The 15410-nt window shown below is 68.3% G+C and carries 12 protein-coding genes and 1 pseudogene; 4 read left to right on the top strand and 9 right to left on the bottom strand.

What is annotated here, in order from left to right:
- The first annotated feature begins 12 nt into the window (after window positions 1–12).
- Entirely contained in the window at window positions 13–1509 is a 1497-nt protein-coding gene (locus tag F4X11_13605; GenBank protein MYN66048.1) for a PQQ-binding-like beta-propeller repeat protein, read from the top strand.
- Window positions 1510–1516: 7 nt separating this feature from the next.
- Here the strand turns inward: F4X11_13605 and F4X11_13600 are convergent, their stop codons facing one another.
- Together F4X11_13600 and F4X11_13595 are read right to left on the bottom strand one after the other, a co-directional pair.
- The gene (locus F4X11_13600; GenBank protein MYN66047.1) at window positions 1517–2620 is read right to left on the bottom strand and encodes an SMP-30/gluconolactonase/LRE family protein; all 1104 of its coding nucleotides are present in this window, start codon (window positions 2618–2620) and stop codon (window positions 1517–1519) included.
- 11 nt (window positions 2621–2631) lie between these two features.
- The gene (locus tag F4X11_13595) at window positions 2632–2817 is read right to left on the bottom strand and encodes a DUF3018 family protein (protein ID MYN66046.1); all 186 of its coding nucleotides are present in this window, start codon (window positions 2815–2817) and stop codon (window positions 2632–2634) included.
- Here F4X11_13595 and F4X11_13590 point away from each other — a divergent pair.
- Window positions 2714–4411, top strand: coding sequence for a sulfatase (locus F4X11_13590; protein ID MYN66045.1), 1698 nt, complete (start codon window positions 2714–2716; stop codon window positions 4409–4411). The two genes, F4X11_13595 and F4X11_13590, sit on opposite strands and share 104 nt — an antisense overlap.
- A 113-nt stretch (window positions 4412–4524) precedes the next feature.
- On the opposite strand, the gene F4X11_13585 is transcribed toward F4X11_13590, so the two are convergent.
- From F4X11_13585 to F4X11_13575, 3 genes are all read right to left on the bottom strand, one after another.
- Window positions 4525–5754, bottom strand: a complete 1230-nt coding sequence (locus tag F4X11_13585) for a carboxymuconolactone decarboxylase family protein (GenBank protein ID MYN66044.1) — start codon at window positions 5752–5754, stop codon at window positions 4525–4527.
- 151 nt (window positions 5755–5905) lie between these two features.
- The gene (locus F4X11_13580) at window positions 5906–6910 is read right to left on the bottom strand and encodes a hypothetical protein (protein MYN66043.1); all 1005 of its coding nucleotides are present in this window, start codon (window positions 6908–6910) and stop codon (window positions 5906–5908) included.
- Between the two features lie 175 nt (window positions 6911–7085).
- The gene (locus F4X11_13575) at window positions 7086–8102 is read right to left on the bottom strand and encodes a hypothetical protein (protein ID MYN66042.1); all 1017 of its coding nucleotides are present in this window, start codon (window positions 8100–8102) and stop codon (window positions 7086–7088) included.
- 252 nt (window positions 8103–8354) lie between these two features.
- On the opposite strand from F4X11_13575, the gene F4X11_13570 reads away from it, so the two are divergent.
- Window positions 8355–9740 carry a PQQ-binding-like beta-propeller repeat protein gene (locus tag F4X11_13570; GenBank protein MYN66041.1) on the top strand — a complete coding sequence of 462 codons (1386 nt, stop codon included), beginning with the start codon at window positions 8355–8357 and terminating at the stop codon, window positions 9738–9740.
- 221 nt (window positions 9741–9961) lie between these two features.
- Here F4X11_13570 and F4X11_13565 read toward each other — a convergent pair whose 3' ends face one another.
- The gene (locus F4X11_13565) at window positions 9962–10294 is read right to left on the bottom strand and encodes a hypothetical protein (GenBank protein ID MYN66040.1); all 333 of its coding nucleotides are present in this window, start codon (window positions 10292–10294) and stop codon (window positions 9962–9964) included.
- Between the two features lie 418 nt (window positions 10295–10712).
- On the opposite strand from F4X11_13565, the gene F4X11_13560 reads away from it, so the two are divergent.
- The gene (locus F4X11_13560) at window positions 10713–11153 is read left to right on the top strand and encodes a hypothetical protein (protein ID MYN66039.1); all 441 of its coding nucleotides are present in this window, start codon (window positions 10713–10715) and stop codon (window positions 11151–11153) included.
- Window positions 11154–11634: 481 nt separating this feature from the next.
- Here F4X11_13560 and F4X11_13555 read toward each other — a convergent pair whose 3' ends face one another.
- From F4X11_13555 to F4X11_13545, 3 genes and pseudogenes are all read right to left on the bottom strand, one after another.
- The gene (locus F4X11_13555) at window positions 11635–13341 is read right to left on the bottom strand and encodes an ATP-dependent helicase (protein ID MYN66038.1); all 1707 of its coding nucleotides are present in this window, start codon (window positions 13339–13341) and stop codon (window positions 11635–11637) included.
- Between the two features lie 170 nt (window positions 13342–13511).
- Complete coding sequence (locus F4X11_13550) at window positions 13512–15227, bottom strand: AAA family ATPase (protein MYN66037.1); 1716 nt, start codon at window positions 15225–15227, stop codon at window positions 13512–13514.
- 115 nt (window positions 15228–15342) lie between these two features.
- A pseudogene (locus F4X11_13545) lies at window positions 15343–15410 on the bottom strand (energy transducer TonB).

The following is a 15410-nucleotide window of genomic DNA, read 5'->3' as shown; positions in this document are numbered from 1 at the left end:
GTGCCGCAGACGATGCAGGACCTGGGACGTGCGGCGCATTTCCTTGCGAGGATTCAACGCATGCGACTGATGTCGCGGCGCTCGGCGATCGCGGCGCTGGCCGCGCCTGTTCTCGCGCCGCCCGTCGCCGCGAGTCGGTTGGCGCCGGGTTCGCAGCAGGCGGCGGGGGTTCAGGCCGGGGCCGGCCGTGCGTTGGTGCACGGCGCCCCGCGGCCACTCGCGGCGGACGCCGTCACCCACGACTGGACGTCCTTTCTCGGGCCGACCCACAACGGCGAGTCGACCGAGACGCGGCTCAGCCGGACCCTGCCGCCGCCGCTGGTCTGGGAGTTGCCTACCGGGTCCGGCTACGCCTCGCCGGCGATCCACGGCGACCGCCTCGTCTATCTCCACCGGGTCGGCGAAGAAGAGATCGTCGAGTGCCTGCATCCCGAGACCGGGGGCACCCATTGGCGGCTGCGGTATCCGTCGGCGTACCGCGACCGCTACGGGTACAACAACGGCCCCCGCTCGAGTCCTGTCATCGACGTTCCCGGCGGCCGGGTCTACACAATCGGCGCCGAGGGGCGGGTCCACGCGATGGAGCTGGAGACCGGCCGCGTCGTCTGGCGGTCCGATCTGCGCAGCGCCTACAGCGTGCGGCAGGACTTCTTCGGCATCAGCTCGACGCCGCTCATCGAGGGCGGCGTGCTGATAGTCAACGTCGGCGCACCGGGTGGACCGACCGTCGCGGCGCTCGACCTGGAGACCGGCGACGAGGTCTGGCGGGCGGGCGACGAATGGGGTGCGAGCTACGCCTCGCCGGTGCCGGCCGTCGTGCACGGCGAGCGCAGGGTGTTCGTGTTCGCCGGCGGGGAGTCGCGGCCCCCGTCCGGCGGGCTCATGTCCATCGACCCGACCAACGGGCGCGTGGACTTCGCCTTCCCGTGGCGCAGTCGCACGTACGAGTCGGTCAACGCCGCCTGCCCGGTCGTTTTCGACGACAAGGTGTTCATCACCGCGAGCTACCGCGCCGGCGGGGCCCTCGTCGAGGTGCGGCCCGATTTCACGCATGACGTGGCATGGACCACACGGGATTTCGCGCTGCACTTCAACACGCCCATTCATCGCGACGGCTACCTCTACGGGTTCGACGGGCGCAACATGGGCGATTCCTCCCTCGCCTGCATCGATGCCGCGACGGGGGAGGTGGCCTGGCGAGAGGTTCCGCAGTGGCGCGAGAGGTTCACCATCGACGGGCGCGAGTACGAGCAGATCCTGGGCACCGCGCGCGGGTCGCTGCTCGCCGCGGACGGGCAGTTCCTGGCCCTGGGCGAGCTGGGGCACCTGCTGTGGCTGGACCTGACGCCCGACGGCTACACGGAGATCTCGCGCGGCTGGCTGTTCGCGGCCCGCGAGTCGTGGAGCCTGCCCGTGCTGTCGCGCGGCCTGCTCTACGTGACGCAGAACGCGCGGGACCTGCTCACGGGCGCGGGCCCGCGCCTGTTGTGCTACGACCTGCGCGCGTAAGCTCGGGTCAGGCGATGCCGGCGCCCCGCACCCCGACGTAGACCGAGTAGAGCGACTGGCTCGCGGTCATGAACAGCCGGTTGCGCCGGGTCCCGCCGAAGCAGACGTTGGCGCACCGCTCCGGGAGGCGGATGATGCCGATGACGTCTCCGTCCGGCGCGATGACCTGCACTCCCGGCACGGCGCCGGCCCAGACGTTGCCGTCCGCGTCGCAGCGCATGCCGTCGGCTACCGACCGCGCGTCGGGATCGCCCGGCACCGAGAGTTGCACGAGGGTGCGGCCGTTCACCAGCGTCTCGCCGTCGACGTCCCAGACCTTCACCTCCTGCCCGCTGCCGGTGTCGGCGACGTAGAGCCGGTCGTAGTCGGGCGAGAAGCAGAGTCCGTTCGGCGCGCCGATCTCGTCGGTGACGCGGGTGATCGCGCCGGTAGCGCCGTCGACGCGGTAGACCGACAGCGGCTGCTCCTGCTCGGCGGGAAAGCCCTCGTAGCTGCCCCGAATGCCGTACGGCGGGTCGGTGAACCAGATGCTGCGGTCGGGATGGACCACCACGTCGTTCGGCGAGTTGAGGGGCCTGCCCTCGTAGCGGTCCGCGATGACCGTCACCTCGCCGGAATGCTCGTAACGCGCCACGCGCCGGTTCCCGTGCTCGCAGGAGATCTGCCGTCCCTCGTGATCGAACGTGTTGCCGTTGCTGTGGCCGGACGGGCTGCGGAAGACGCTGACGTGGCCGTCCTCCTCCAGCCAGCGCAACTGGCGGTTGTTCGGAATGTCGCTCCAGACCAGGTAGCGGCCGCTGCCGTTCCACGCCGGGCCCTCCGCCCACAGCGTGCCGATGTAGTGCCGGCGGATCGGCGTGTTGAAGAGGATGTAGGGCCGGAACCGCGGATCGAGCGCGATGATGTCCGGGTCCGGATAGTGCAGCGGATTCTGTCCCGACCAGTCGCGCGGCTCGTACGGCGGCAGGCTTGCCTGCTGCGCGGCGGCCAGCGCCGGCGCAATCGTGGTGGACGCGACCGTGGCTCCGAGAAACGCTCGCCGGCTGAGCGGCCGGCGGGGCGAACGGTGTGCGGGAGAGTTCGATGGGTGGCGAGTGGTGTCAGTGTGCATGGCGGAAATCCTTACCCGTCGTGGTCCGTCGAGCGATAGCAAGCAACGGAGCGTGTTGTCGAGGGCTTCGGGCCATCTTCGATCGCCTGCTCGATGAAGTCGAGCGTCTCGCGTTCGGAGTCGCGGCGGCTGACGAGCAATGATTGCCGCCGGGCCTCGCGCACCGCGTCATCGTCACGCGGCTCTGGCCGAAGCATGCACTACAGTGTACGTGACTTGCCCTGCGATAGTCAGGCGGCTTCCGACCGATCATCAGGGCCCGACGGCAGGCAGACGGGAGAAGGTGACGACACGATGAAGCTGAGAGTGAGCGCGTTTCTCGTGCTGTTGGCTGGGGCGCTGGCGGGCGTCTCGGGTTCTGCGGCGCCCATGGTCGCCGGTTCGCCGGCAACGGCGAGAGTGCCCGGGCAGCCGCAGCGGCCGAACTTCATCATCGTTTTCGCCGACGACCAGGGTTACGGCGATCTCGGCGTGTTCGGCGCGACCGACTTCGAGACGCCGCGCATCGATCGCATGGCGGGCGAGGGCATGCGCTTCACCAGCTTCTACGCCCAGGTGCTGTGCGGGCCGTCGCGCACGGCGCTGCTGACGGGCAGCTATCCGATCCGGGTCGGCGAGTACGGCAACGAAAAGCGGAGCTTTCCCTACGTGCACGAGCGGGAGATCCTGCTGCCCTCGGTGCTGCAGGCGGCCGGCTACGCGACCGGCATGGTCGGGAAGGTCGACATCACGCAGCGGCGCCGGGGCTGGCGCCCGGAGTTGAGCCCCGTACGCCGCGGCTTCGACGAGTGGTTCGGGGTGGTCGGCGCCAACGACAGCGGCGAGGTGCACTGGGTGCACCGCAACGAGGAGCGTATCGAGGAGTCGGCCGGGCTCGACGATCTCACGCGGCGCTACACGGACGAGGCGCTCTCCTTCATCCGGCGCCACGCGGACCGGCCGTTCTTCCTGTACGTCGCCCACACCATGCCGCACGTGGTTCTCGGCGCCGGCGAGCGGTTTCGGGGCGGGTCCGCCCGCGGTCTCTACGGCGATGTCATCGAGGAGCTGGACGCCAGCACCGGGGAGATTCTCGATCTGCTGCGGGAGCTGGAGATCGACCACAACACCATCGTCGTCTACACCTCGGACAACGGACCCTGGAGCAACCACTCACTGCCGCGCTACACCGCCGCGATCACGGAGCACTCGGGATCGTCCGGGCCGCTGCGCGGCGCCAAGGGGACGACCTGGGAGGGCGGCATCCGCGTGCCGACGGTGATGTGGGGGCCGGGTCACGTTCCTGCCGGCACGGAGACGGACGCGATCGCCACCAACATGGACCTGTTGCCGACGTTCATCGCGCTGGCCGGGGCGGACCTGCCTGCCGACCGCCTCATCGACGGGCGGGACATCTCGGCGCTGATGCGCGGCGAGCCGGGTGCGGTCAGCCCCCACGAGGCGTTCTACTACTACCGGGAGACCCGCCTGGATGCCGTCCGCAGCGGTCCCTGGAAGCTGGTGTTCCCGCGTCCCGGGCGCGACGAGTCCGAGTGGCTGCTCTCGCGCGGCGGCGCGTTCCGCGGCGAGCTGCTGGAGCCGGTCGCCGAATTGGCCCTGTACAACCTGGAGACCGACATCGGCGAGCAGGTCGACGTGGCGGCGCGGCATCCGGAGGTCGTCGAGCGGCTGAGCGCGCTCGCCGACGAGGCCCGCGCGGAGCTCGGCGACTACGACCGGATCGGCAGCGGCGTCCGGTTCTTCGAGGACGGGCCGCGCTGGCCGCGCCGCGCCGCGTGGCACGGCCGGTAGTCACCGCCACATCGTGGCGCCGGCGTGCGCATCGCCGGTGTCCCGTCGAGGCCTGGCCGGACCCGGCCCGCGGCTGCTGCACGGCATGCGAGCCCGGCCTGCCAGGTTCCAGGTCAGGGCAGCTCTACGTCGGGAAACAGTTCGTCCGTCTCCTGCGGCTGCACGCCGAGCGCGTTGAGCGACATCGAGACGAGGCGGTAGTTGGCCACCGTCATCACGACGCTCATCATCTCGCGCGTGTCGTAGCGCTCGGCCAGGGTGTCCCACGTCTCCTGCGAGACGATGCCGTCCCGGTAGATCTCGTCCGCCGCGCGCACGTGCGCCGCTTCGAACTCGTCCCAGCCGGCGCCGGCGCCGAGCGCGATCCGCTCCGGCTCCAGCCCGTGGTCGCGCGCTCGGCCCACGCTGCCGACGTGCTTGGCCCACTCGTAGACGGCCTGGCAGTTCCAGCCGATGCGCAGGATCAGCAGCTCGCGAAAGTAGGGCGTGAGCGGCGAGATCCGGTTCACGTAGCCGGACTGCCCGCTGCGCGCGGCCTGCAGCTCGGGGTAGCGCCCCATCGTCCGGCGCACCCGGATGCCTTCCCCTTCGAGCGGGGCAACGCGAGGCGTGGTGAGCGGCGGCTCCGGGGCCGGCACGTCGAGGGCGTACGGCACGTCGGCGGGGAAGCGCGCATAAGCGTTGTCGTCCGGCTGCACGCCCCACGAGTTGTAGAGCATCGCGACCAGCGTCGTCTCGTTGACCGCCATCACCGCGTCGAACAGGTTGTAGAGGTCGTAGCGGGCGGCCAGCGCGTCCCAGGTGGCGTCGCGCACCGACGAGTTGACGTACAGCTCGTCGGCGAGCCGCAGCAGCGTGGCCTCGAACGGGTCCCACCCCGTTGCGCCGGGCCCCTCGGCGACGCGCCGGATTTCGCCCGGCATGACGCCCGCCGCCCGGGCGGTCGGCACGTGGTCGGCCCAGAGGTAGCTCGACCGGGTCAGCCAGGCCGTCCGCAGGATCAGCAGCGCCCGGTGCCGGGCCGACAGGGTCGAGTCGATCGACGTGAAGAGGACGAACGGCATCACCGCTTCGACCAGCTCGGGCACGCGCAGCATGGTCCGGAAGGCGTTGCCGATGCGTACCTCGGAGGCGTACTTCTCGACGAGCGCACGCTGCTCGGCCGTCCATTCGGCTTCCGGAAGCGGCGGAATGCGCGGCTCGTCGAGGCGTACCACCGGGGTACTGCCGGGGGCGTCGGGGCGCACCTGCGCTGCGGCACGCTCCGCGCCCTGCCAGAGCAGAGCTCCGATCACGACGAGACTGACGGCGGCGAGGCGTCGGCGGAACCTGAGCGAACACATGGCATCCTCCCGGCGGGGGCAGAAAACGTCTTTACGGCGGAGCGCATCCTTGCGGTCCGACAGGCCTGGAGCCGGAGATGACGACGTTCACACCTTCGTCGGCAACGGCGTTCTCCGTCGCGCCCATGCCCGACCGGACGCTCTCGAGCGACTACTGCGCGTCCTCCGCGCGCGCGCCGCGCATGATGTTCAGCAGACCGTAGTTGCCTTCGTGGCAGGCGTACTCGTACATGGGACCGGACGTGACCCCGCGCGACTCGTGGTCGGTGGTCATGGGCAGCAGCGCCGTCCAGGGCCGCGTGAACATGTCGGGGTCGGTCATCGTGAACTCGTAGTCCAGCGTCTGCTCGTCCACGCGCGTGAACCGCTCGACCAGGTGCAGGCCGGGACGCGCGCCGCGCCAGGTCGCCCGCCACAGGTCGGCGCTCCGGTCGGCGAAGGCGGTCGTCTCGACCACGAGGGTGTCGCCCTCCCACCGGCCGCGTGCGTCGCCGAGCCACTGTCCGACGTGCACCGGGATGTGCGACCGTCCGTCGGTCGGGATCAGCCGGAACTCGTGGAACATCTCGTTCAGCATGGCCACCCAGCCCTCGGACTGCAGAATGTGGTAGTTCATGTTGTAGCCCTGCAGCGGAACGAACGGCAGGCCGTCGGTGAGGCAGCGCTCGCCGGTGTCGGCGTCGATCCAGGAATCGAACGGGCCGACGCCGTACTTGGCGGAGTCCGCGGCGAGGCGCTCGCGCCCCGCCTCGGTCCACGGGATGCGCCCGTCGGGCGGATCGGTGATGAGCGACGTCCGGCGGTCGCCGGTCACTACCTTGCCGCCGTCCATCCAGAACTGGTTGTAGGCGCCGACGTTGCCCGGAATGAAGCGGTCGGATGCGGCGCGCGCCTCGGCCGACGACGTCTCGAACGCCGCGGCTTCCTCCGCCGTGAGCACGTCCTGGTCGGACATCGACGCCGGGCGCTCGATCGGGGTCAGCGTGGCGTTGGTCCAGATGCCCTGGATATCGGGCGCTCCCCAGGCCGTGCGGGGCGCCGTGTAGGCGCTGCCCGTGGACTGCGCGTGGGTGACGGCGATGGCGCCGGCGACGAGCGCCGCGCAGACCGTCGCGAGCAGCAGTGTCCGGGGTCGACGCGGGTCGTGCGTGCCCATGATCCACCTCCTGATAATCGGTCAGGATAGCATGCGACCGGGCGGGAATCCGCGCCGCGTGACGAACGCGCCTGGCCGCCGACAGCCCGTCCCCGAGGGCTTGGCAAAGAAAACGGCCGCCCTCCGATGCAGGATCGGAAGGCGGCCGTGCGGAAGACGCCGGTTCGTCAGCGGATCAGCGGCTGGCGGCCGCGGCCTCCGCCTCCTGGGCCTCCTGGTGCCGCGCGCCGGCGAGGATGCCCTCCATGCCGATGTTGCCCTCGTGGCAGGCGTACTCGTAGAGCGCGTCGGGACTGCTGCGCAGCGGAATCATCGCCGTCCAAGGCCGCTCCCACGTCGTCGCGTCGTTGGCCGTGATCTCGTACTGCAGCACGTCGTCGCTCACGCGCGTGAAGCGCTCGGTGATGTGCAGGTGCTCGGCCGCCCCCATGAAGTTGGCGAACGGCGAGTAGTTCTTCGTCTCCACCACCAGGGTGTCGCCGTCCCAGTAGCCGCGCGAGTCGCCGAGCCACTGCCGGACGCCGTCATCGAGATGGGGCCGCCCGTCGAGCGGGATGATCCGCGCGTCGTGGGCCATCTCCATCAGGATGACCACGTGGTCGGGCGTCTGAAAGAGCTGGTAATAGCTGTTGTAGCCCGCGCCGAGCCGCGGCGCGCCGAAGCTGACGCAGCGCTCGCCGAGGCTGCGGTCGTCGGTCCAGATGGCGTGGCGCTGCCGCTTCATGCTGGCCGTCTCGGCCCGCATCGTGGCCGCCGCGGTGCGCGCGGGCAGCCGGCCGTTGGGCGGATCGACGACGAGGGAAGTGCGGTTGTCCCAGTCGCGCTCGACCATCCAGAACTGGTTGTAGTTCCCGGTGGCGGTGTCGCGCGAGCTGAAGTTCTGCACCGCGTTCAGCGCCGCCGTGAAGACGCTGTCGCCGAAGGCGGCGTCGCCCCCGTCGAGGGCGAAGAGCTCTTCGGCGTGGGATTGCAGCGCGGCGACTTCCTCTTCGGTGAGGAACTCGCGGTCGCCCAGCACTTCCGGCCGCTGGAGCGGCGTGGCGTTGTTGTTGGCCCAGACCCCCTGCAGGTCAGGGTGGCCGAAGGCGGTTCGCGGCGCCGTCCAGGAGTCGTCCTGCGCCGCCGCCGTGCCGGCCAGGAGCGCCAGGCCGGCGAAGAGCACGACCGCCAGGTGAAGACTGCGTCTGGTCACCGTTTTCCTCCCATTGCGTGAGTGTCTTCGGAGAACGACACGATTCTGCCTCCGGAAAGTCTAAAGATAGCAGTTTTGGTGGTGCGCCGGCGCGGATTTGTGCGGTACCGCCCAGGCGCCGGAAGCGGGGAGCGGAGCGTGTCGGCAGGCCGGCCCGCCACCCCGAAGGCCGTCGCCGGGTAGTATGTCGCGAGGGAGCGTGGTGAAAACGCCGCGGCGCTTGGCCACGGGCTTCCAAGGGGGCGCTCAGCGATGACGATGAGACAGTGGAGGCGCGCGGGGCTGCTTGCCGCGTTCGTGGCTTTCGGCGCGGCGGGGTTCGTGGTGCTCGGGACGGGGCCGCCGGTCCTGGCCCAGGCGCCGGCGGAGTGGCCGCAGTTTCGGGGCCTCAACGCCGGGGCGGTGGCCGACGATCCGGCCCTGCCGGACACCTGGAGCAGGACGGAGAACGTCGCCTGGTCGGTCGAGGTTCCCGGCCTGGGCTGGAGCTCGCCGGTAGTGGCGGGCGACCATGTCTTCGTGACGGCGGCGATCAGCGCGGGCGAGGAGCTGCAGCCGGTGCCGGGGCTGTACGACCCGGGCGACGAGTTCGGCAAGCAGCGGTCGACGGCCGAGCATCGCTGGATGGTGTACGACGTCTCCTTCGCCACCGGCCGCATCCGCTGGGCGCGCGAGCTGGACACCCTGGCGCCGCCCGAGCTGAAGCACATCAAGAACAGCTTCGCCTCGGAGACGCCGGTCACCGACGGGCGGCGGGTGTACGTCTACTTCGGCGCCGTCGGGCTCGTCGCCGCGCTCAACCTGAGCGGCGAGACGGTCTGGACCGCCGAGGTCGGCGCCTTCAACGGCGGGCAGGAGTTCGGCAGCGCGGCTTCGCCGGTGCTGCACGACGGGCGCCTGTACATCGTCAACGACAACACCACCCGGTCGTTTCTGGCCGCCTTCGACACCGCCACCGGCGAGCAGGTGTGGCGCATCGACCGGGACGAGACGGAGAACTGGTCGACGCCCTTCGTCTGGGAGAACGAGGTGCGGACCGAGATCGTGACCACCGGCCGCCGCAGGATCCGCTCCTACGACCTGGACGGCAACCAGCTCTGGGAGCTGGGCGGAATGACCGTCAACGTCGTGCCGACGCCGTTCGCCGGCCACGGCCTGCTGTATTTGAGCTCCGGCTATCCCGGCGGTTTCCCGCGGCCGGTCTACGCCATCCGGCCGGGCGCGTCGGGCGACATCTCGCTGGCCGAGGGCGAAGCGAGCAACGACCACATCGCGTGGTACCAACCGCTGCTCGGCACCTACAGCACGTCGGCGCTGGTCTACGGCGACTACTACTACACGCTGCTCGACCGCGGCTTTCTGCTGTGTCACGACGCCCGCACGGGAGAGGAGATCTACGGCCGCCGACGAATCGCTCCCGGCCACGGCTTCACCGCGTCTCCGTGGGCCTACAACGGGAAGATCTTCGCCCTGAGCGAGGACGGGATCACCTATGTGATGGAGGCCGGTTCGGAATTCTCGATAGTGGGCACGAACGACCTCGACGAGATGGCGCTGGCGACGCCGGCCATCGCGCACGGCAGCCTCATCCTGCGAACGCAGTCGAGGCTCTACCGCATCACCAACGACGCGCCGTGAGCTGCCTGGGTTCGGTAGTGTTGCAGTTTGAAATCTGAGCCTTGGCGGGCTTCTTGTGCGGTCCGCGCGGTTCCGGCTCCGGGGCTCGTGCGTAGATCAGGCCGACAATGCACTCTGCATCGTGCCACGTGTCGCTCGAGCTGCCCGCCTGCGCCGGGGCAAGCGCAGTGTCTTGTGACGCCAGCACGCGGAAGTCTTGCGCGGGTTGCCGAGCACCTTGCTCAACTGCGTGTAGTCGCCCCCTCGTAGACTCGCAGGCCGTCTGACGTGAGCTGTACGCGGCCGGCCAGGCGCTCGGCCAGATCCGTCATGAAGTCGTAGGCGGCGTGACCGTACCGGTCGCCAAGCAGCCACGGGACGATCCGCTTCGAGTCTGCGTCCAGCGCGGTACACGTCCACGTGTCGCCCGCCCCATCCGCGGCAGCCTTGGCCGTCTCGACGTTGTGCGCCTTGGCGTAGCAGAACTGCCAGATCTCATCGACTTGGACGCGGTCCGCCTTGACGTTGCGGACCATCTCGTTATGGAATGCGACGCCCGCCTCGCCCGCGTCCACGAGCAGCTTGGTGGCCGGGTTGATGGACGCGCCCGTGACGCGACTGATCGACCGTAGCGACGGGCCCTCGACGAGCAGGTTGATGATGGCGGCGCGCTTCGCAGGCTGACGGCCTTTTCATGCCCAAGGCGCCACGTGAAGCTGGCATGTGATGTCAGGCCTCCCGGTGACCGGTGTGATATTTTTCGGGCGCGCTGCTTGCGTGCTGTGATGTGGGCGTGTAGACTGATATCAGGCGTGGTGAGAGGGGCAACGCATTGGCGATCTGTGGTGGGTCACACCCGATGCGTTGCCCCCGACGGTCACGCCCCGGAAGGGGGAGCCCATGAGGTGAGCGCCGCCCGTCGCGGGCGAGGGGTCGGGGAAACCCGGCCCCACATCCGTCCCCTGATTTTACCACAAATGAAACAGGTGCCAAATGACTGATTATAGGAGCTTTGTTGAGTCGAAACGGGCCGATCTTGTTCGGCGGCGTGAAGCTCTGGATCGACAACTTCAAGAGATCGACAACGAGCAACAGCGCCTTGAAGCGGCACTCAGTGTCCTAGATGAGGCCGACGCATCTCGTGAGGCTTCTCTTCACCCGGCTTCGGCTACCGTCCCGCTTCCTGCGGCCACGTTGAAGCTCATTACGCGCGACGGGATGATGACGACCGATGATCTCTGGGGATACCTGTCGCAAGAGCGCGACATCACGCGAGGACATCTGCATACCGCCCTGTACCGGCTCAAAAAGCGCGGCACGATCTTCAAGTCTGGGAACGCCTGGGGGCTGGTGGGACGGGACGACAAGGGCGCTGAGTCTGAGGGGCAGGGAGACTCCAGCTCCCTACTCACGACGCCCCCCAACGCGTTCTAGCGCTGTCGAGGCAATCTCGCGTCGCCGTTAGGGCTGTGGCACGGGCCTTACCGCGCCTGCTGACGCGATCCTTGTCCGCTGCCGGATCTGGTCGACGCGGATCCTCGTAGGTTCCTCAATCTCGCCGGTCGGCGACCTGCACGGCGCACGCGACCGGGTCGGCCGGTCTCCACTCATCCCTCGGTCCTCTTGGCATCGATTCGGGTCTATCACTGATGGCCACGCACGGGGGGCAACCCCGCTCCGGCAACCGATCGGCTCGCGTTCCGATGGCGCGTCCCGAACCCGCCGCTTCGCCGAACGGCCACTCCTCTGCCTCGGGCGCAGCCGTCAACCGGCTACAGCAGCACCGCGACCAGCACAATTTCGAAACTGAACCGTCGCATTGGCCGGCAGCTCCGCGGATCGGCGCACATCCGGCCGGCGCTCGATACTGTAACGGCCGCGCCTGTGGAGTGCTTGCGCTCCGGGTACGAAGCCGCTACGTAGTCCGGCCAACGCTGGCCAGGAGTCCCGCTTCCACGAGAAACGGTGACGGTGACTGTTCGTGCGTTCTACCGTACCTGTCGACGGTCGTCGTCGGCCATGTGATGACCAACTCGCGGGCCGCACGGGTCATTGCCACGTAGAGCCGTCGGCGTTCCTCGTTGCGTTCGAGTGGGTTGTTGGCGCGGTAGTGCGGTATCAGGCCGTCACGAACGCCGATCAGGGCCACCGCCTTGAACTCCAGCCCCTTCGCACGGTCTATCGTGAGCAGTCGTACGCCCGGGTCGGTGGGGCGAGTCCTTTGCGTTCTGGCGAGATGCGCCAGGAACCCCTGTGGAGACCGACTCTGGACTGTCGATGCGGTCCGATAGTCCCTCCAGACATCCGAGAGAGTGCGAGCTCCTCTCGGCCAGTCATGGGTCTTTCCCAGTTCAGCGACCGCCTCCATCGCCTGTTCGAGGTCGGCCCCTCCGAGCAGACACCGGGTGACGAGTTCAGCTACGGATTCCAGAGAGGCATTCCGGACGCTCCGGAGAGCCTGCAACGGATCTCCTGACAGGTCGTCGCCGGTCCAGTCACGCAGTTCCTCGATGCTCCTGCGAGCCGCTGGCGCATTATTCGCGTTTACCCCGAACGCGAGGCAATCCACGAACAGTCTCGCTTCGGGTTCCGGAAGGAATACCGAGGTATCCGTCTGCACCACGCACCGGATGCCGCGCTCAGCCAGGGCGTCGACGATCGGGGCGAGGATCCAGCGCGTTCTGAGGGCGATTGCGACGTCTTCGGGCACGACCGATGGATCCTCGCCGTCGGCGATGACCTCGGGATCGAGCCCTGTCTTGAGCAGCCCGCTGGTCCACTCCGCTATCCAGTATGCCTCCGCTTCGGGAGACTTCAGGGGAACGAAGCGGACTCGACCGGGCGGCGTGTTCTCCGGCAGCGCGACGTGGCGAGTATCTCCGACCGGTCTCAGGATCGCCTCGGCCGCCCGCTGGATCACCTGTGCGCAGCGAAAGTTGTGGCGCAGGTGCAATGGATCCGGGGCCGCCGACGGCACGAGCGCCTGCGCGTGAGTAAATGCACCGCCGGCGTATCCTCGTATCGACTGCCTGTCGTCGGCCACGACGAACAGGTCGATGCCCTCGCCCGCGAGCCGTCGCAGGAGAGCCGATTGGACCAGCGTGAGATCCTGGCCCTCATCGACCAGGATGCAGCGGTACAGCGTGCGGAAATGCTCGAGTACCCAGGGATCCTCGTCCAGCAGTTCCATCAGGCTCGACAGCATCCCCGGGAAATCGACCGCCCCCCGGGCCTGCAGGCCGGCGCTGTAGGCATCTGCAAGCTCCTGCATCGAAACTCCGAGGTGGGTGTAGTCGCTGGTGCACGCACGATGCTGTCCATTGTGTCCAGTTCGATGAGTGTCGATGGCCTCAATCACCCTTCTCAGGCCGGATCCGTCGTCACTGCCGAGGTCGTCGCCCAGTCCGATGGACCGGAGATACTCCGCGAGGACCGCCACGCGATCGATGTCGTCGCTCAGCACTACCACGTCGGGCCCGATACCGATCTCCCTTCCATACCGCTTCAGCCAATCGAGCGCGAAACCGTGAATCGTGTCGGCGTCCACCCGCCACAGCTCGTCGGCGACGGCTGCACGAGCACGTTGCTTCAGTTCTTCCGCCGCCTTGACCGTGAACGTCACTACGAGCAGCCGAAACGCTTCGCCGGCGCTGTGCTTGAGAGTCCGAATCACGCGCTGGATCAGGACTTCGGTCTTGCCGCTGCCGGCTGGCGCCACTACGAGCACCTCGCGACGTGTCGCCGAAATGGCGCGCTCCTGATCGGGCGTGAGGGAGCGGGGTACACGCGGACTCACGGTTTCTCCACCGGCTCGGTTTGGGTGATGCCGAGGACGGCGTGCAGTTTCCGGGCCAGGGCTAGGACGGGCTCCGGAAGCGGCTTGTCGGCCTCCATCGCCTGAACGGCGACCTGTTCGGCGGCCCAGGGTTTGTTCTTCCTCAGGAAATCCAGATGTGGATTGTCGCCAGCGGGCATCTGCATGCCGTTGTCCTGCGCGACCTGCTCTATCTCGGTGGTATATCCGGCGTCGACCAGAAGTCGCTCCACCTGCTGTTGGCCGCTCATGACGACTTCGTCGGAATCCGTGGTGAGCTGCCGGCCCGTCGCGGGATGCGTGATTCGACGCAGAGCGTCGCGGCCCTCGCGATCGTTGTCGGCAAAGACTAGCCACGGCAGCGCCAAGTCGTGGGCGGCGCGCAGTATTTTCTGCGTCCGGGCGTCGTTCATCGATTCACAATCGACGAAGGAAATGCCGAACCCCGCGGGATTGCTCCCGAAATGGCGGTGTAGCAGGATCGGAAGTACTCCCCTTTCGGTGCTGCCGTCACAGAGCACGATGGCTCTGGCGAACATGATTTCACCGAAAGGACGCTCGACGTAGCGGCGAAACTGGTGCGTCTGTTTCGCGGTCTCGGGAGAGAGTAGTAGAACCCGTGTGGAGGCTCCCGAGCGCCGCAGGACCCTAACGGACCGTGGGTCAGCGTCCGCTACGAGTTGCGAGGAATGCGTCGATACGATGCGTTGTCCGGGTAGCCGGTCCAGGAGGCTTCGCAACGCGAAGATGGCTTGGGGATGCAGGTGCGCCTCGGGTTCCTCGAGCAACGTGAGCAGGTGTGGCTGGAAACCGCTGTCGGCGCCGAGTCGGAGCCTTGCCAGGGTGTGGAAGACGAGCATCGTGGCGAGACTCCGGCTGCCGAGCCCGTGCTGTCGGAGCGGCAGAACCGGCTGTTCCGGTTGATGAAGCACCACCTCCGCCGTTCTGGCCAGTTCTTCGAGGCGCGGAGGCAGGGGTTGTACCTCGACCCGTCCGACGCCGGCCTGGGCGTCGGTGATTCCGGCGAGGTCGTCTTGGAGCGTGCACAGGACCGGACTGGAGTCCCGGATGCGATGGGCCAAGTCAGCGAGCGCAACCTCGAGAGCTTCACGGCCGTCGCCTTCTTCGGGGTGCTGCTCGATCTGGAGATCGGCGAGAACTCTGCCCCAGGTGCTCGTGCGGTTTCCCAGTTCCTCGACCAGGTCCCGGGATGCATCCAGGAAGTGAGCTTCGACTCGCCTCATCAGTTCGGGAGGAAGGCGTGGGGCGGCGGCGGGGGTCCATTCGCCGTCACCGTTTGGCTGAAGAAATGACCGTCGGGTTGACAGCACGCTGCTCTCGCGACTGGGTTGGAATGACGTGCGAATACCGACCGCTTCCTGCCGCGTGGAGGGAACGCGCTGCACGTGCAGGAGGCGCTGCCGGATTTCGTTGGAGAACTGCTGACCTTCCGCGGGCACGAGCAGGACGTCGACCGACGCTTCCGCCGGTGCGGGTGTATCGACTGACTGACGGAGGTCGTCATCCAGCGGCCGCCGTCTTCCGAGTGCCGACCAGAGCGCGAGCAGGATCGACGTCTTGCCGACGTTGTTCTCACCGACGAGATAGGTGGTCCCCGGTTCCAGGTCGACTTGGATGTCCTGTACGCAACGGAAGTTGCGGATTGTCACGCGACTGATTCGGAGATCGCTCATCGTTCTGATATGGGCGGTCGAGAAGCGGTCAGCCGCTGTGAACCGGTCTGGCGCGGGACGGAGTAGGCGGCAGCCAGTTCGGGTCTGGTCCCCAGGGGAGAGGGGCCCGGTATCGTGGCCCGGACCCCTCCGGTGGGGGGGGGGGGGGGGGGGGGGGGGGGGGGGGGGGGGGGGGGGGGGGGG

This window comes from Acidobacteriota bacterium (assembly GCA_009861545.1).
Lineage (GTDB): Bacteria > Acidobacteriota > Vicinamibacteria > Vicinamibacterales > UBA8438 > WTFV01.
Note: the sequence above shows the minus strand (reverse complement) of the source record. Positions and strands in the feature narration are given on the sequence as shown.